This is a genomic window from Hydrotalea sp. AMD, assembly GCF_004100315.1.
Lineage (GTDB): Bacteria > Bacteroidota > Bacteroidia > Chitinophagales > Chitinophagaceae > Hydrotalea > Hydrotalea flava.
Map to the genome: position 1 here is coordinate 1 of NZ_SCKY01000034.1, position 16,746 is coordinate 16,746.

Consider the following 16,746-nt stretch of genomic DNA (forward strand, 5'->3'; position numbering starts at 1 on the left):
GACATGCTTGGGGTGTTTGCTGAGTTTGAGACAAATTTGAGAAAGGAACGCCAAAGGGAAGGGATTTTAGCGGCCAAAGCTAAAGGCGTGTATCGAGGCCGTAAGAAGGCGGTTGATACCGGTAAGATCAAGGAATTGCGGGAAAATGGCTTAGGGCCAAGTGAAATCGCCAAACAGCTTGGTATTAGCCGGACTACGGTTTATCGAGTGTTTAGTGACTTAAGCGAGGATAACTAATAATGTGGAATCGTGCTTATTTAGTATGTACTGATGAATCGTTCAACAAGCGGCGCTTTTATTCGATCCACATCACCCGGAACCGTCAGAGAAGAATGGTTTTCCAATGAAGTCGAGGCGATTAATAGGGCGAGTCGAATCATAAAGCGCCGAGCGCGGCGAGGGTATTTACTACTGTATTATGGATTGTCTATATGTCATTAAATCATGTCATCAGACAAGCGCAATGGTCTGCCGATAATAGTTTTACGCCGTGGAATTTGACAACTGGTGTTTATCAGGACTATTACTTTGAAGATATAGATTATGGTGAGTTGAGCCAGAAATATAGGGTTGTGTTAGATGGAGAGGTTGACCGATTACGCCTGTTTTGGCTAATTAACGCCATAGGTGAAACTAAACTTAATCGTAGCATTGACAAATATATCGCAAGATATCCTGGTTGCTTTCCATTTGTATCGTATTTACTCAAGATTTATAATAAAAGAGTTCCTACTAGTGTTTATGCGCCATCTTTGATTCCTCAGTCAGTAGTCTATTTATTAGTCCTTGCCGATAATAGCCAATTAAAAATAGGCGAGTCTAATTGTTGGGTTAAACGCGCTTTCTCTTTTGTTGAGCCCCCTATGACGGTTGTTGAAATGCTTGATGTTGATAAAAGTTGTGCATTGCCGGTATTGTAGGAGAATAATAAAGTTGGATACCATGTAATAAAGTTGGAAACTAGGTCTTTACTTGACACTTTCTTATTGGCCGCAACTTTAAATTTAAGTCCTCGAAATCAAATTCATCCCTAACATATGGTTCAAGATATTTCGGCAGTATCCGCGCAGTCGAGCCATTTTGAAGGTGTAGCCTCACTTTTTTTGTCTCGATCTCGATAACCTTTGCGATACGGCCCTTGTTTATCTTGATGTTATAGCCGTGCTGACGATGAACAGATGAAATTGTCACAAAATCACCTACGCGAAATTTAGTATCCATATTTATTTTATAACCTCAATTTTTTGACAAGGCCGAATGCGGGTTAAGACAGATTCCGGTATCCAACTTTATTAATCACCTACAGGTATCAAATCGAGTTATTGCTAGGCAGCTTGAGTCGTACTTAAAAAATGCAACATTGGAATATACGCCAAATAAATATTTTTTTAATTCTGGTTATTCAGAATGTAGGGATATGTCGGCGTTTCCTATATTACTAAAAATTATCAACCAGTATGAATCGGATAAACCATTGAAGTCTTTACGGCAGGCCGTACAGGATTTAATGAGTTTGTTGTAAGAGATGAAAAGAATATCAGATGGCTACTGTTACGTTAACTGATTACAGTTTTGGACCTCTCGTCCTAGTGCCGCGGTTGGATAACTCGACTTTCATCTGACCGCGGCTGTATTCAATCCGAATTTTTTCTTCTAGCTCCGGAAGCGATTCAAACCGGCTACGGTCGTGCCTGATAAAGTCGTTGCCGTGCGCCTGGTACACGAATTTTTTATCGATACTCACCACAAGACCAACATAAAGACTACGCTCGGTATTGGGTTCGATGCTGTTAAACACGCGGGGCGGTTTTGGTGTAACGGTCGGCTGCGCCACCTTTTCGCGCTCCTGGGCAATTTCCACTTTCCTGGCCGTCATCAGTTCGTTTAATTTTGGATCGGTGAACGACACACGCAACCCTTTTTCGGCGGCCACGCGGGCGGCGTTGGCCTTAAATTCGTCGGTGCCGTGTACCGTCAACGTGTTTCCAAATTTAGCCTGGGCCAATCTCAAACTGGTTTCGATGTTGTTGTCCTCGCTCCGTAATACTTTAACGGCGTGGCCTTCATCGCGCAAAATTTCGGTATCTCCGCGCCGATAGGTAACGGCGCCGTCCTTGTGTACATGATAGGTTAGGTCGAGTGAATTCAAAAACGGTGCGGTTTCGGTTTCACCCTGATTCTGTTGACCGGCTCCAGCGTGGATCTCCTGGCCGTGGATCCCCGATTTTTTCTTCCGCTGCATTCGCCGCAGTTCTGCCAATGCGGCTTGGTGGCCGGTCTGAGCAAGTTCGGCCAACCAGTTACGGTAGCCGTTGCGGTATTCATCACTCGATGCGGTATTGTGCTGTATGCGCTCAGTTTTGATCTGTTCGCGCAATAGGGCGTCAGCCTGGATACGTTGCATCCGGGTAATCGACAAAGCGGCTTTACGCTGCGCGGCGGTTCTGTTCTTGTCTGCCTTAATGGCTAGACGTTCAGCCTGATAGGCTTTCCGGATCGCGGCGCGGCGTTCGCCTTCGCTTGCCCGTTGTGCAGCCCAATCCGCTGCGCGTTGTTTGGCTCGATCCGGCTGGGTGTCCTTGTAGGCCTGCCAAAGATCGATGCGCGGTTCGGGTGGTTTCTGCTGTTCAATCGGCTGCTGTGCCAGCTGCTCGGCGTAGGCCTTCCGCAAGATCGGCGCGGCCTCGCTGAATGACAATCGCAGTTCCTGGGTTAAAAAATCGGATACGTTCAAGTTTCGATTGCCCGCCCGGATGCGGTCGCCACCGTCTTTGCCTTTGCTGATTTCGTATTTGTCCGGAATCACGCCATGTGTTTGGCTCAGACGCTCTAAAAGGTGGCTGGCGTCCAATTCACGCTTGATTTGGGTAAACTCGGACAAGCTGGCCGCCTTCGCCTCGGCCTTGAGCTCTCGATCTTCGGCCACCATCTGGCCTATGACGTTATCCACGTCGCGCCGGTCGCGCGGCTGCGGTTCCGCTAATGGCCGATCTTCTGTTTGATCGTGGCCAAGTCGTTCGCCAAGGGCTTTAATAACTGCTCGATTTCGTCGATCAGCGAAGTTTCGGCGGGCTTCGTCAGTATGTCCAAGACGCTGGCCAGCTGATTCGAGATTGTGGCTTGCTGCTCCGAGATTCGCGTTAATATCGGCAATAAGTCGGCTGGGGTCGTTTCGGTCATGTTCAGATTCTCCTCGATGTTTTTGCATAAATCGTTCGGCCCTGGCGTTCAGAATTTCAATTTTTCCAGAACGGTCGGCGGCCTTGTATTCGGCGTACAGTTTCCGACTGCCGCTGTTGATATATTTCAGTTCGCGGGCGCGGACTTCGTGCCATTCGGCCAATGTGGCGGCCAGCTCCGGCGCTGCTGGCCGTGATGGCTGTTGCGCTTCGTAATGCTGCCGCGCCTGGGTGGTCAAGACCTGGCTCTTTTCGTCTGCGGTCATTTCGATGAAGGCCCGACTAAAAACGTAATCTTTTAGGTTGATGCCTTTCCCGTTGTCGCTCGGTTTTACATTCAGATATTCGTTTTCGCCGCCTTGGTTTCGTGTCCGGGTTGCGCCGTATTCAGAAAGCAATTGAGTAAATACGTTGTAATCCGTGATATTTCGATCTAATACATCGGATAAAACACGCTCTTTTAGCACTTTGGCCTGGCCTTGAAATATATCGCCTTTATACCGGCTAATCATTTCGCTTTCATTGGTGAATTCAGTTCGCCGGTTATCCTTCGGGCTAGCTAATCCATATTTGGCGTTAATCGTTTCTTGAAAGGCTTCAATCCATTTGTATTGGTCTGGCGTTACTTCGGTTAATTGTGTCGTCTTATTAAGAAACGGTTTATAAAGAGGATCAATGCTTGTGCCGGATAACAAATTTTGTTTAGGGATGACAATATGAATATGCGGCTTGCGCTCGACCAACTCGCCGGTTTTTCGGTTGGCATACGATTTTAATTTAGGCAAATGGGCTTCTGCATAAAAATTATATTCGTCGTCATCGTAGGCGCTCATGGCGAATGATTTGAATTCGCCGACAATATTATCTAATGTTTCTCGATCTAAATAATCCTCTTTAAACGCTAACGTAATATGCAAATATCGGTCGCCTTCTTTTTGCATATCGTTAATAATGGTGTCGGTTAATTCTAAATCGCCGTCTAATATGATTCGCTCGTCTAATTCGTCGCGGGTATATTCTCGGTCTGACTTATGGCCGTTTTGTAAATATTCGGCAATACCGGCACTAGCGCCGGTTATTCTAATCAACATTACCGATAACCGCTTTTAGATAATGCGTTAATTCGTGCAACTCTGAACGAATACCGGCATAGGTGTTTTCCGAAATCTTACCGGCTAGATAATCGGTGTTCGCTCGGCGGGCTAGCTGGTTGACATTGTTGGATGCTTTGTTGAATAGGTAAATTAAACGGTCGCGCTCCTGGCTGTTTTTTTCGCGGGCAATCACTTGGGTTTTGTTTTGCAAAACGCAGTCGCGGAAAAACTCGGACGGTTTCAGGCCGGACAATTCGACCTTTTCCATGTAGGCGGCGTGATCGGTTTCAGACAGGCGGAAACTGACCGGTTTTGTCAGTGAGGCCTTTTTGCGTTTTGGTGGTTCTGGCTCTGTCATGGCTTCGGCCTCCTGGGGTGTGTTGGGCGCGTAGCGCGGTCGATTGGGTTTCCAAAGGGTCACCCTTTGGGCACGGGATATTTTATGTTTCGCGTAGCGAAATGTAAACATATCTAACGTGCCTGATTTTTTAGAATTGTATTGCACAATACAATTCTAAGGGCGCATTAAAGATACAATTTGGACAAATTTAGGATTCAATATCATTCAAAATAGATTTTATCTAGATATAAATTTATCCATTTTTATTGTAAAATTGACACAAAATAGATACGTTTAGGCTACTTGAGGCTGAGTCATGAGCAATGAAGCAATCCTTGCACTTAAGGAACTGATTGAAACCACCGGAAAGCGATCGAAGATGAGTGTCGTCCGGGAACTTATGCCTTATGTGGAAAACGCCATGAGGAAGGGAATTACGTTGGCCGATATTCATGAAACCGTAAACAATAAAGGTGGAATAGATATTAAATACTCCACGTTTATTGGCTGTTATAAACGAATTAAAAAAGAACAGAAAACAGGTACGGATGTATCAACGCCAAAAAAAGTTGAAACAATTACCATGGCGCAAACAAATACAAATACAAATACAAGCACTATAGGTGGATTTACATATAGCGCAAATCTAAAAAAAGAAGATTTAGTTTAATAAATTCATGTAAATTTACACAGCAAAACAACTTTAATATTTTTATGAATTATAGACAAGATATAGTAAATAATGCCTTAATAGAAAATAAGACACTACAGAATCGATCCGACCATAATGAATCGATTAAACAAAAATCTGGATTACCGATGGTATCCAGAATGGTGGCGGCATTAAATCGAATGCAGCACGACGAGGAATTTAGAAAAGAAATTGCTAAAAAGATTTTCTAGGGGCAGTGGGCGGCAGGGCTATACAGCCCCGCGCCAACCGGGGCAAACGGTTACAGGGTATGCGCCGGAATGAAGATTTTAGATAAAAAGTCATTAAGAAAAATCCGGAAGCCACGCCCTGCGGCCTCCTTTCTCAGAAGGGTTGACCGCAATTCCTCGAATTGTTGCCGAAACTTCAAAATATCCGCTATTGATGGCTTCGGGCCGCCATCGATCTGGCAGGACACCAGGACATTAACCTCAATCATGAGATAAACAGCTTTTTGCAATTCCTGGCTGGGCTTGCATGTCTGATCGCCTTCAAGCAGCGCTAAGAGGCCGCCGATAACAGCTAAACATGCGGGAATTTGGTGTTCGTATGCAGTCATTGAAATTCTCCGATTATTCGTCATAGGATCGGTTGGGTTGGCTATTTACAAATTCAGCGACTTCCTCGGCGTAATTTATTTCATTTTCTGATGACCCGCCGGTTGCGCTTGTGGGTTCAGTGGTTGGCCCTGATAAGCTGTTTTCGCCGAATGCAGGTTCTGCCTGTGTAGGTACTTCCATATTTTTGATGGCGGCAGTTAATTGACCCGCTGCGGACTGATTCACTCGCGATTGAATTTTGTCGCCGATTACGCCGACCGCTCCCTTTGTCAGTGTGGAAACAACAGAACCACCCGGTTTAACTTGCCCGGAATTTTTCGATAATGACGATTGAGCACCTGTCCCCGTCAATGATGATGAGTTTGAATTGGTATGGCCCATAAAGTCGGAAAATGGACTACTTTGCCCGGCCTGCGTTTTTCCGCCGCTTCCGCTACCGCTATTATAATCAGGTGCCAGTGACATGGCCGCCGCGCTACCACCGCCAATGATAGCGTCGTATTCGGCCTGCTTTTCAAACGCCGCTTTAAGTGCTTGGCCTCCACCTATGGCGTTTGCGCCTGCCGATGTAAGCATTGATGCGCCTGCGGTGAAAGCTGATGCGGCCGCACTCATTGCGGCCATTGCATGTGCCGTACCAAAACCTTGGCCGAGTGCATGAGTGCCGCCGCCCATCACTAGGCCGCCAATTAGCGGTGGGATTTTATTCGTCAGCTGTAGCAACACAATAGCGACAATCATAATTACCGCCATTTCATTAACGGCCATAGAAGATCCTTGGCTCATCCGCGAAAAATAATCATTTATAATGTCTGAACCGATACCCACAATTAACAACATGGCTAACATTTGTACACCAATATTTAGGGCCGTTTTGTAATAACTTATTGCAATATCTGAAGTCCATCGAGAGCCGCCAAAGCCTAAAACAAAAACTCCTGCATATGCTAGTATCCAACCTGAAACATATAAAATAAGGAAATTAACGCCAATCAACGACACAACAACTAAAATAATAAGTCCGAGTACAAACCCTATCACACTATCTATTGGGCCAAGGTCATTATTAGTAATTGTGTAAAATATACTAAATCCTATATCTACAATAGTTGATGGCGAAGCGATGCCACCATTACCGGATGCAGAAGCTCCTATTTGCTTCATTGAATCTAGTATAGCGGTCGCCATCTGTGGGCCATTCAACAATAACCAATTGAAAAAACCCAAAGATATTGTAAATTTGGAAAACTCCCCAAAAAACTCGCCGATACCGGCGTTTTTAAGGTGCAACATCCCAAACGTCCAGACCATTGAAATGGTGGCCAGCGACCAAAATAGGAAATTAGCCTTTGCGGTTATTACTGTCTGCCAAGCCGATGCCTTCGATTTGAAGGTATTCATCACATCATCCAATATGCCAGAGCTATCAATAGCGGCAAAAATATCAGACGAATAAAAAAAAGAAAAATATAACAATAATATTGAAAAGCACCGTTTGAATAATATTTTTTCCATATTGATTACCATTGAACCTTTGGACTCGGAACAAACTTAGATCGGTGAAAACATGCACTTTTGAAGGCATCTCGTTCTAATTTGTTTTTAATAGTATTGAAAACGGCATCAGTGCAATTTTCGTCATTGGCTTCTGGGATAACACTTTGGCTTATTTGGTTTGTTTTGTCATCAGTACATCCGGATAAAAGCACGAGAAAAGACATAATCAAAATTGCTTTTTTCATAATCAATCACCAATTGATAACAGGGCTTGGAACAAAATTACCACGTCTAAACTGAGCGCCCGCCGCCGCTTGCCGTGCTTCTAAATCCGCTTGTGCCTGCGCTCTGGTCGTTAATACGTTTTGCTGGGCTATCAACAGTGAGCGAATTTGCATTAACTGGTTGCTTTGCGCACTGGCAAGCTGATTGGCATAACCAAGCGCTTGCATTTGTCCGGTTGCGCCCTGTGCCGCGCTTTGCAATTGCTCCAGGTTTGCGGCATCGTTTTGCAGGTTAATTTGTTGTTGTTGAAGACTTTCTAAAGATGCGGCATCGGCATCAATTTGCGCTTGTGATGCGGCTGTTTGACTGTTTAACAAATTATCCATTTGAGATTGAGAGCAGCCAGTACCGTTATAACAGGGGTTTTGCTGATAATTTCCAGTGCTCTGGAATTTACTAATGTAGCCTTGAAGGTTTCCATATTTTGATTCCAAGTTGCTAATGGTATTCGTCATACCCGTTAGCTTGTTCATGGTGCTATTTGCTGATTGCCAAATATTTTGGGCAGGCTGCATGGTGTTTTGCAGCATGTTTTCATATTGTTGAATCTGCGTTTCATACTGCTGGACTTGTGTGGCGTACTGCTCTACCTGTTTAATTGTTTGTGCAACATCCTCCATCGCCGAAATTACGTTTTCGGACAGGTTTGTTCCATCGATAACAGGAATACCGGCATTTGCAGTATTGCCATAGATCGATCCCGCCAAGATCACCGCATGAAAAATTTTAGCGGCTAAAATTTTTTGGCTTCTTTTCATAGAAAAAATCTCCTTAATCGTCATTATGTTGTGAATCGTCGTTCTCAGAATCTCGTTTATCGCTTCCGTTTAGCAATTCGGCCACGATTTCAACCGGAAAATAAAGTTTATTACCGATATATCGTTTGCTTTCATTAAGAGGAATTACCCAACGCTCTTTCTTAACAAGAGCTTGACGCAATCCATCCGGTTTCCGACTTAATACCTCTGCCACTTGTCGAAGCGTCAAAACAAGCCCGTACTTATCGAGCAAATATTGCAAATTATCCACGGTTAAGTTTGCTTAAGTTTTTAGTAAAGGTTGCAAGGCGATTATTTGCTTTTTTCCAGAAAATTCATATGTAAAACCAAAGTCATTCCGTTACAGTAGTTAAATCGTAAAACGCCAAAAAATAATAAAAACTAATGGATTCTGCGCAAAAAAAGGACTATATTCTTTGAAAAATCATTTTTGGTTTTAAGTTATGTGTCGTGTACCTCAAACATTTTCAGAACGAAATGAAGGGATTATTAGAACGGTCGCTTTAATGCGCCATTTGGCATCTATTGTCGGCGTGAAAAATGCGTATCAGTTTGCCAAGTGGTTCGATGGCAAACAAAACACCTTCAACCGTGCAAGTACGGCTGCATCGGGCAAGTGGTCAAGAAATTTCAGTGGACAGGTGTCATTAAAAGGCGAACAGCTTGATCTGTTAGAACGCCTGATACCGGATGCCAGGCGTTTTTACGAACAAGGCCCAGCCGACTTGTGGACGGCGCTTTGGTCTGATCCGGTGAATTTGTGGCCTCTATGTAGAACTCGTTACTGTGATGATGGTCCTGAAATTGATGATCGAATTTGGACTGTAATAAAGGATGAACTCAAGAATGAAAGGACGTTGGATACTGTAATAGCGGAATTTGAAGCTAATTTGCTTTTGGCCCAACACTATGGGGAACCATTAACAATTCGCCATTTATCTGAGGGTATAGCTCTTTTTAGGCTCTATCATCATATCAATGCGCTGACGCGTATCAATGCAGATGGCGCAGGGCTTTATCAAAGCATTGTGGCCTGTTTGGCTGATATAAATGTATGCCACAAATTGAATGAGATAGTGGGCTTTGATCGTATCCAATCTGCTATTTATGGCGTTATCCAAAACCTTGAAATTCCGCTAGAGCGGATCGATTCAAAAAGCCGATGGGAGGTATTGGGCGACCGTTTGGCTTGGGTGTCTGAACGGTAGCTGTAGCGGCCCGATAATATAAATCGCCTGAACCGATTACATCCGTTTTTCGGGACCACATTAGATGAGAATATCGGAGCGTTCTGACCAGCATTAAATGAGAATGAGCCCAGATTAATTGATAACAGCCCGATAACATCGGCCAGGAACCAAATTAATTGAGAACGGCGTACACCACACCTTTTGATGCTTACAAATTAAAGCAGGCGTGGATAGTTGCAACCACTTCTTCAAATATTGCCCTTCTCTTCTTGGCAATAGCGGATTCCGGGTTTTCTTGTCCTATGTATAAATCGGCCTGCATTAACATTTCTTGTTCACCAGCCTTGATCATTACAATTCTCCCTAGTTCTCCAAGTTTCTGATGCTCGAAGACATAACAAATCCCTCTATGGTCATATCCACTGGATGTAGTGACACCGGACGGTAAATCCTCAGGACGTAATTGTCTTAATCCGGGCCGGACTAATAATCCATCTGCGAGCCATTGCAATTGTGCTCGTTGGCGTTTTTTCCTGCCAAGCTGCTCAAGTCCTTTCTTTACTTTTTCATGGTTTTTCGTGTGCTCTGCCGGCGAAGGAGTCCATTGTTTTCCCTCGTCAAAATCATTTGATCTTCTGTCCATCACCTCTGTCAGAAGATCGGCGACCTTTTTAGCGTCCTGGAATAATTGCTGCTTTTCAATATCTGGAAAATGTCGGCCAAGCCCCTGGCTCAACATAACTTCAAATTCGCCCGTAACCAGAATGTTGCCATCCATGATGATGTTACTCACGCTTAAGTGCCGGTACCGCAAAAGCGTTTCGCAACAGGCGTGAACAAGCGGTTTCATTTTCTCGGCAATATCCGGGTACATATCTTCGGCAATGGCCTCGTTCAAAACAAAATCGATGCCATTACCGAGTAAGTCAAAGCGGTATAAAAAAATGGATACGTTATTCCCGGCTATATTTTTCAACGGTACACCTCTCGTCGGTTGCCAATTTTCACAACCAGGACACACAAAGCACCGTCCTCGATCCGGCTAATGATGCGGTAATCGCCAACTCGATACTTCCAGAACTCGCCAAGCTTTGAACCTTTGAGGGCTTCCCCGATGCTACGTGGATCGTCTAAAACAGCCACACGGCCATGTAAGAAGGCCAAGATTCGCCTTGCGACTTGCCGGTCGAGTTTGCTCAGTTCCCGCTCTGCGGCAGGGTCTAGTTCAACCTTCCATGCCATAGCGCTTCATCACTTCCTCAAGTGGCACCGTTTGCGATTTACCGGCTCGAATATCGATTAGACGTTGTTCTGCCAGGTACAAATCTTCGAGGTCATCCAAGTGTTCGATAATGGCTTCGGTTACATAAAATGTTTTGCTGCGGCCTGTAAGAGCAGCCAAATTTTGCAATCTGGTTTCCACATCGCCAGGGAGTCGGATTGAGAGAGCCATAAAGCCTCCTTTGTTAAGATGCGATACAAGTATCGCTCTTTCTATTGGCATACGCAAGCAATGAGAACGCCATCCTCGTTCGATAAAATGAAGGTTTTTTAAAACTCAGGTAGCAAGGCCGTACCGATATGTTTTCGCCATTTTCAGTTAATGTGGTTCCTGGCCGATGTTATCGGGCTGTTCTCAATTAAAGTGGGTCCATTCTCACTTAATCTGGGTCAGAACGCTCCGATATTCTCAGCTAATGTGGTCTCAAAAAACGGATGTAATCGGTTCAGGCGATTTATGTAATCGGGCCGCTACAGGTAGCAGATCGTAAACATCCGTATTATTTTTTGGTGTTCCCTGTCCCCTCTGCTTCCGATTTCAAAAGCAACATTGTTCCTGCTTGCCATTTAATGCCGTTTACCGAGGCGGCGGGATCAGCTTTTCTGCTGAAAGTTAGGTGATCTAAAGCAGTTAAAAGCAACATTTTTCCCGCTTGCTTGGCTTCCGAAAAGCAACAACTTTCCCGCCAATGATGGAACCCTAAAAACAATAGCTTAGCCAGATAATGGCAGGTTAAAGCAACAATCATCTCGCTTTGATCGCCGGTGAAAAGCAACAAATTTCCCGCCATTTTCTAAAAAACAAAATAAAAAACAATGATTTATGTTTTTTAAATGTGCCTTTTTCCGATAAACATAGTCATATCTGTCTATGGTCTATCATTGAACTTAGAGAATATTGGCAATATGACCGCTGATTTTGAATTTAATGGTTGTCGTAAGGCTTAATGATTGAATTAGTAGGCAAGATTTTGACTTGAAAATAAGTTGTCCACAGGGCGTTTGCGTTTTTAATAGTTTTTATCTTGTTTATATACTTGTTTATGCGGTTGAATATTCTTTTAAAATCAATTTGTTATACATGTTTATTGTGCCTTTTTCCGAGTGAAATGTGCCTTTTTCCGAGTGAAATGTGCCTTTTTCCGAGTGGAATGTGCCTTTTTCCGAGCGCTACTCACAACTGTGCCTAATAAAAATTAGGGCATAATTAGCGAAATGTGCCTATAATTTTTCTAGGCTCAATAACTCGGAAAATGGCACATATGAGAAAGGCAAAGGTATTAAGTAGCGCCGATAAGTACGATGCGTGTGATTTAGAGCGTCCAGTTGGGGAAAGGTGGATTAGCATGACAAATGCATTAACCAGAGCTGGTCACGGCCTTACCTTGGCTGAAAAACGTCTTGTTGCTTGCGCAGTATCCAAATTGGATAGCCTCAGGCCTCTTAAACCAGGTGAAGTGCCGACGACTCGTATTACGGCTGATGAATATGCCGAAGTGTTTCAGGTGGAGCTTCACACGGCTTACGAAGCACTGCAAGATGCGGCCAAACATCTTTATAATCGATCTATCACATTTTATGAGCCCGCTCACAAGCGAGGCGGTAAAGAATTATTGCCAACAAAAGTAACGATGCGCTGGGTTGGTCAAGTGCATTATCAGAAAGGAGAGGGCTGGGTAGAGTTGTCTTGGTGGCCAAAGTTATTGCCGCATTTAACGGGTCTAAAAAGGCAGTTCACTAAATACCAGCTGCAACAGGCCAGTGCTCTACGGTCGGCATATTCTTGGCGTCTTTTAGAGCTGCTATCGCGGTTTAAATCAACGGGCTGGGCGGAATATACTATCGAAGACTTTTCCGCCTCAATGGATGCCACAGAGAAGCAGCAAGAGAATTTTGCTGCCATCCGGCGTAAGATCATAGAACCAGCGGTAAAAGAGCTAGTCGAAAAGGACGGTTGGTTAATCCAGTGGCACCCAATTAAGGCGGGCCGAAAAGTTACGTCGTTGCGTTTCACATTCAGTCGTAATCCACAAACATCATTGCCATTCGAGTAAGTTAGGCCACCATAAAATATATAGCATGATAGCTATCATTATAGATAGCTATAACTTTATTTTAAAAAATTCTCTCAATGCTTGCTCAACAAGTTCCGTTTCAGTCACTCGTCCACCGCTGGCAATAGAGCGCTCATACGCTTCCTTTTTCAAGACATTAATCAAATCGAGAGGCAAACGAAATACCTTTTGCTCACGATGCACTTTTACACCGGTCGCTTGCTTCGTCGCTGTACCTTGTTGTGCCAACTCAGTACGATCAGCAATATCAGCGGCTCCGCCTCCAAGAAATGCATCAAGATCAGGCTTTTTCTTCATGCTAACACCTCCTTAAAAAACGACTCCATTTCAGCAATAGCAGCTTGGTCTTTTCCAAGCTCCTGCACAATGGCACCTTCTCCTATGGCTCGCCGAAACGCAACGCGCTCACATACTTTTGTCGATAAAACCGCTAATTTTTGTTCGTTTAGAAAATCCAACATTTCTGCGGCGTCTTTAGTCCGTGGATCGACACGAGTCAAAAGCACTCGCACATCGAGATCGGGATTGTAATCACGAGCTAATTCAACAACTGTCATCAAATCTGTCATGGCCGCAGCGTCTAGGTTACTGGCTCCAATCGGGATGATTGCGCGTTGGGATAAAAGCAGCGCTGAGCGTAAACCAGCCGAGTCTCTACCACCGGCATCTACAACTACGTGCTCAAATCCAGCCGCAAGCTGCTTGCCTTCGGTAAGGATGGCCTTACCCGCTAGACAGGTAGTAGTTGGGCTAGGATCGTACTGCGTATCCCGTCTCCACGCGGCCCAACTTGCGGCACTGGCTTGCGGATCGCCATCAATTAGAAGGGTTTTGCCTAATTTTGCCAGCATGGTAGCCAAGTGTACTGCGGTCGTAGTTTTACCCACGCCACCTTTGGTGTTCACGACCGAATAAATCATAAATACTCCTGATAATAGCTATATACATAACAATATAGCTATCATTATAGCTATATTTATAACAAATACAACATGTCATCCGTATTTTTCTCCATCACATCGCTTTCAAATCCGGAAAACATGAAAAAAGCCGACCAAAATGCCGCGCTACATTCTTCACGTTGTTTTAAACACACCCGGCTGCAAAACGAATAAATACAAACGGCATTTCGCCAAAACAATTATCAGGAGATAAATCATGAAATATCTAAAAGCACTAACTGCTGTCTTAAGTTTTTTAAAAATACTTTATGACTTCATTAAGGATTATTTTGATTTTTAAAATCAAAATATAACTATATAGCTATCTTGCTATCAAGATAGCTATAAACTTTTCTAGGTATACCTGAGGATACCCATAAAGCAGGAGCGTAGACCAAAGCGCCAACTCACGGGCTTGGCATCCTCAGTAAAAATCAAGTTACTTTGTTTCTTTCTTTTTTTCTTTATTTGTTACTTTCTTTCTTTTGTGTTAGACTATACCCATAGTCAAATTTATGGAGCCGGTCATGCAAGAACATATTGATACCATCCCCCTTATTGGTCGCCCTGCTGACATTACGGATGAGCAGATCATTGCAGCAGGCGCTACTTTGATTAAGGCGAATCGCAACGTAACGGGTTTTGCATTGCGCAAAGTTGTTGGGGGTGGCGATCCGAAAAGACTAAAGGATGTATGGGATAGGCACAATGTAAGCCAGTCGGTAACAAATGCCGAACCAGTTGCCGAACTGCCGGTAGAGGTAGCTGAAACATTGGCAAACCTGACCAAATCGTTAACGGAAAAGATCAATGCCTTGACCGTCGATCTAAACGACAAGGCCGTTAAAGCCCAAGAGCGTCGGGTTGCTGATGTTCTGCGCGCAGCTGGCGAACAACAAGCCCAGGCGGAGCGGGAACTAGCGGACGCTTCACAAGCAGTTGATGAGTTGGAGGCTATGCTGGCCGATGAGCAGAGCAGGGTTGTGGAATTGGAAAAACGGCTTAGTGAATCGCAAGCTGTGAGTCAGGCTCAGGCTGTTGAATTGGCAACATTGCGTGAACGGTTGGAGTCCGCCGAGAAAGCCGCTAAGGCTGCCGCCGATCAACACATGGCCGACATGAAGCAATTGCAAACGAAATTGACTGAACAGGTTCAGGCCCAGCAAAATCTTATTGTTGAACGCGATCAACTAAAAACTGAATTGACTAAGGTTCAGGCCAAAGCAGAAGCAGCCGAAGAGTCACACAAAGAAGAGCGTAAAAGGGCGGCATCTGAAATTCAGCGTTCTGCCGATAAGTTGATAAAAATCGAAGGGGAAAGAGATAGCGCCAAAAACGAAGCAGGTAAGGCCCGCGAAGAGGTTGCCAAGCTTAATGGACAATTGGAGGCCATGAAAACCCAGGCGGAGCAATTGATGCAGGCTATTGGAAATCAACAATTGGCGAAAACTGAAAAGCCTAAAAAGGATTAAATATTTTAGCGGCTAAAATCTCCAAGGGGATAGATATGTGGAAACGTAAATTTCATGCAGGCCATTTTGAGCATTTTCACAATAATATCGATGTTGCCTGTTTTAAGGGAGCGGATGGCTGGCGGTTTCGATTTACCAAAAGTGTGCCTTGCGATAATGGCGAATTTTATGGATACGCTAAATCAATCCATTTTTGGAAAACGCTCTCAGCAGTGAAGGCTCATGTCGAGCGAATATTGATGGATGGCGGCGAGTTCGCAATGGTGGTCGTTGATGTGGATAAACGTGAATTATTGGAAGGGTACAGATTCAAAGATGGCCGACTGGAATTGCAATAGGGTATACCCTATTGCAACGGTTTGGATGTTACATTTTTGGTGTAACAATAGGGTTTGTTTTTTGTATGTTACACTGTTCACTTGCAAGGGTCTTAAACCCTATTGTTACACATGAGGGCATTAATCGATGCAAAGATACGAAACTGATGTAATCGCATGGGCAAACGAGCAGGCGGCGTTTATTCGCGCTGGGCGGTTCGATATGCTCGACCTTGAACACTTGGCCGATGAGATTGAAGACGTGGGTAAAAGCGAACGTAGAGAACTTAGAAGCCGGATGGCTGTATTGTTGGCCCATCTTCTGAAATGGCAATATCAGGACGGCTTTCGGAGCAAAAGCTGGCAACGGACAATCAAGGAACAAAGAAAAGGTATTGCAGGCTGTTTGAAAGAAACCCCAAGCCTTAAAACCGATCTTGCTCAATCGGATTGGTGGGAATTGGTGTGGTCTGATGCCGTCAGTCTTGCTGTAAAGGAAACCGGACTTGATTGCTTCCCCGAGTCTTGCCCCTGGAGCATTGAGCTGGTTATAAATCCTGAGTTTTGGCCGGAATAATGGCACTGTATGGCTATGCGCGGGTATCCAGCGCCGATCAGGATTATTCTGTGCAAGAAAACGCCTTGCGTCAGGCCGGTTGCGATGTGATCCGGGCAGAGAAGGCTTCTGGCACGACCAGGAACGGGCGTACTGAGTTGGATGTATTGTTAGCGTTTTTGCGGCCAGGGGATGCGCTGGTTGTTACTCGCGTTGATCGACTGGCCCGCAACATTAAAGACTTACAAGATATTGCCTTAGACCTCAATAACCGTGGTGTAGCGTTAAAGGCCATTGAGCAGCAGATTGATACCAGTTCTGCGGCAGGTAAAGCATTTTTTGACATGCTTGGGGTGTTTGCTGAGTTTGAGACAAATTTGAGAAAGGAACGCCAAAGGGAAGGGATTTTAGCGGCCAAAGCTAAAGGCGTGTATCGAGGCCGTAAGAAGGCGGTTGATACCGGTAAGA

22 protein-coding genes are annotated in these 16,746 nt (G+C 44.6%); 9 read left to right on the top strand and 13 right to left on the bottom strand.

What is annotated here, in order from left to right:
* The coding region (locus EO766_RS16540; protein WP_287101547.1) for a helix-turn-helix domain-containing protein at positions 1-237 on the top strand (237 nt) is incomplete at its 5' end.
* A 194-nt stretch (positions 238-431) separates the two neighbouring features.
* Complete coding sequence (locus EO766_RS16545) at positions 432-920, top strand: hypothetical protein (protein ID WP_287101548.1); 489 nt, start codon at positions 432-434, stop codon at positions 918-920.
* Positions 921-1,564: 644 nt separating this feature from the next.
* Here EO766_RS16545 and EO766_RS16550 read toward each other — a convergent pair.
* Both EO766_RS16550 and EO766_RS16555 read right to left on the bottom strand, forming a co-directional pair.
* Positions 1,565-4,270 carry an LPD7 domain-containing protein gene (locus EO766_RS16550; RefSeq protein WP_287101550.1) on the bottom strand — a complete coding sequence of 902 codons (2,706 nt, stop codon included), beginning with the start codon at positions 4,268-4,270 and terminating at the stop codon, positions 1,565-1,567.
* A complete protein-coding gene (locus EO766_RS16555) occupies positions 4,260-4,742 on the bottom strand; it encodes a plasmid mobilization protein (protein ID WP_287101551.1) in 483 nt (160 codons plus the stop codon). The genes EO766_RS16550 and EO766_RS16555 overlap by 11 nt, the downstream gene beginning before the upstream one ends.
* A 187-nt stretch (positions 4,743-4,929) precedes the next feature.
* Here EO766_RS16555 and EO766_RS16560 point away from each other — a divergent pair, with 187 nt between their 5' ends.
* Complete coding sequence (locus tag EO766_RS16560) at positions 4,930-5,283, top strand: hypothetical protein (protein ID WP_287101552.1); 354 nt, start codon at positions 4,930-4,932, stop codon at positions 5,281-5,283.
* Between the two features lie 283 nt (positions 5,284-5,566).
* Here the strand turns inward: EO766_RS16560 and EO766_RS16565 are convergent, their stop codons facing one another.
* Genes EO766_RS16565 through EO766_RS16580 form a run of 5 tightly spaced genes read right to left on the bottom strand, consistent with a single transcriptional unit; the run spans position 5,567 to position 8,696 of the window.
* Positions 5,567-5,884, bottom strand: coding sequence for a hypothetical protein (locus EO766_RS16565; RefSeq protein WP_287101554.1), 318 nt, complete (start codon positions 5,882-5,884; stop codon positions 5,567-5,569).
* A gap of 13 nt (positions 5,885-5,897) precedes the next feature.
* A complete protein-coding gene (gene trbL, locus EO766_RS16570; protein WP_287101556.1) occupies positions 5,898-7,400 on the bottom strand; it encodes a P-type conjugative transfer protein TrbL in 1,503 nt (500 codons plus the stop codon).
* A 5-nt stretch (positions 7,401-7,405) separates the two neighbouring features.
* Positions 7,406-7,627, bottom strand: a complete 222-nt coding sequence (trbK, locus tag EO766_RS18480) for an entry exclusion lipoprotein TrbK (RefSeq protein WP_353744845.1) — start codon at positions 7,625-7,627, stop codon at positions 7,406-7,408.
* A 6-nt stretch (positions 7,628-7,633) separates the two neighbouring features.
* Positions 7,634-8,449, bottom strand: coding sequence for a P-type conjugative transfer protein TrbJ (gene trbJ / locus EO766_RS16575; protein WP_287101557.1), 816 nt, complete (start codon positions 8,447-8,449; stop codon positions 7,634-7,636).
* The gene (locus EO766_RS16580) at positions 8,439-8,696 is read right to left on the bottom strand and encodes a hypothetical protein (protein ID WP_287101558.1); all 258 of its coding nucleotides are present in this window, start codon (positions 8,694-8,696) and stop codon (positions 8,439-8,441) included. The genes trbJ and EO766_RS16580 overlap by 11 nt, the downstream gene beginning before the upstream one ends.
* A 193-nt stretch (positions 8,697-8,889) precedes the next feature.
* Here EO766_RS16580 and EO766_RS16585 point away from each other — a divergent pair, with 193 nt between their 5' ends.
* Complete coding sequence (locus tag EO766_RS16585) at positions 8,890-9,654, top strand: hypothetical protein (RefSeq protein ID WP_287101560.1); 765 nt, start codon at positions 8,890-8,892, stop codon at positions 9,652-9,654.
* Positions 9,655-9,844: 190 nt separating this feature from the next.
* Here the strand turns inward: EO766_RS16585 and EO766_RS16590 are convergent, their stop codons facing one another.
* The 4 genes from EO766_RS16590 to EO766_RS16605 all read right to left on the bottom strand — a co-directional run bounded on the left by EO766_RS16590 (position 9,845) and on the right by EO766_RS16605 (position 11,708).
* Positions 9,845-10,612, bottom strand: a complete 768-nt coding sequence (locus EO766_RS16590) for a hypothetical protein (RefSeq protein WP_287101563.1) — start codon at positions 10,610-10,612, stop codon at positions 9,845-9,847.
* Positions 10,609-10,878, bottom strand: a complete 270-nt coding sequence (locus EO766_RS16595; protein WP_287101564.1) for a type II toxin-antitoxin system RelE family toxin — start codon at positions 10,876-10,878, stop codon at positions 10,609-10,611. The genes EO766_RS16590 and EO766_RS16595 overlap by 4 nt, the downstream gene beginning before the upstream one ends.
* A complete protein-coding gene (gene relB / locus EO766_RS16600) occupies positions 10,862-11,089 on the bottom strand; it encodes a type II toxin-antitoxin system RelB family antitoxin (protein ID WP_287101566.1) in 228 nt (75 codons plus the stop codon). The genes EO766_RS16595 and relB overlap by 17 nt, the downstream gene beginning before the upstream one ends.
* A 328-nt stretch (positions 11,090-11,417) precedes the next feature.
* Positions 11,418-11,708: a hypothetical protein gene (locus EO766_RS16605; protein ID WP_287101568.1), complete on the bottom strand. Its 291-nt coding sequence runs from the start codon at positions 11,706-11,708 to the stop codon at positions 11,418-11,420.
* 471 nt (positions 11,709-12,179) lie between these two features.
* On the opposite strand from EO766_RS16605, the gene EO766_RS16610 reads away from it, so the two are divergent.
* The gene (locus EO766_RS16610) at positions 12,180-12,971 is read left to right on the top strand and encodes a replication initiation protein (protein WP_287101569.1); all 792 of its coding nucleotides are present in this window, start codon (positions 12,180-12,182) and stop codon (positions 12,969-12,971) included.
* A gap of 48 nt (positions 12,972-13,019) precedes the next feature.
* Here EO766_RS16610 and EO766_RS16615 read toward each other — a convergent pair whose 3' ends face one another.
* Together EO766_RS16615 and EO766_RS16620 are read right to left on the bottom strand one after the other, a co-directional pair.
* The gene (locus EO766_RS16615) at positions 13,020-13,289 is read right to left on the bottom strand and encodes a hypothetical protein (RefSeq protein WP_287101571.1); all 270 of its coding nucleotides are present in this window, start codon (positions 13,287-13,289) and stop codon (positions 13,020-13,022) included.
* On the bottom strand, positions 13,286-13,912 hold the full coding sequence (locus tag EO766_RS16620) for a nucleotide-binding protein (protein ID WP_287101572.1): 627 nt from the start codon (positions 13,910-13,912) through the stop codon (positions 13,286-13,288). Before EO766_RS16620 ends, EO766_RS16615 begins: the two co-directional genes overlap by 4 nt.
* A 548-nt stretch (positions 13,913-14,460) precedes the next feature.
* Between EO766_RS16620 and EO766_RS16625 the strand changes: the two genes are divergently transcribed.
* The 4 genes from EO766_RS16625 to EO766_RS16640 form a co-directional block, all read left to right on the top strand.
* Positions 14,461-15,405, top strand: a complete 945-nt coding sequence (locus EO766_RS16625) for a DNA-binding protein (protein ID WP_287101574.1) — start codon at positions 14,461-14,463, stop codon at positions 15,403-15,405.
* A gap of 35 nt (positions 15,406-15,440) precedes the next feature.
* Positions 15,441-15,743 carry a hypothetical protein gene (locus EO766_RS16630; protein WP_287101576.1) on the top strand — a complete coding sequence of 101 codons (303 nt, stop codon included), beginning with the start codon at positions 15,441-15,443 and terminating at the stop codon, positions 15,741-15,743.
* Between the two features lie 127 nt (positions 15,744-15,870).
* Entirely contained in the window at positions 15,871-16,299 is a 429-nt protein-coding gene (locus tag EO766_RS16635) for a DUF29 domain-containing protein (protein ID WP_287101578.1), read from the top strand.
* A partial coding sequence (locus EO766_RS16640) for a recombinase family protein (RefSeq protein ID WP_287101579.1) occupies positions 16,287-16,746 on the top strand: 460 nt, incomplete at its 3' end. The genes EO766_RS16635 and EO766_RS16640, both read left to right, overlap by 13 nt.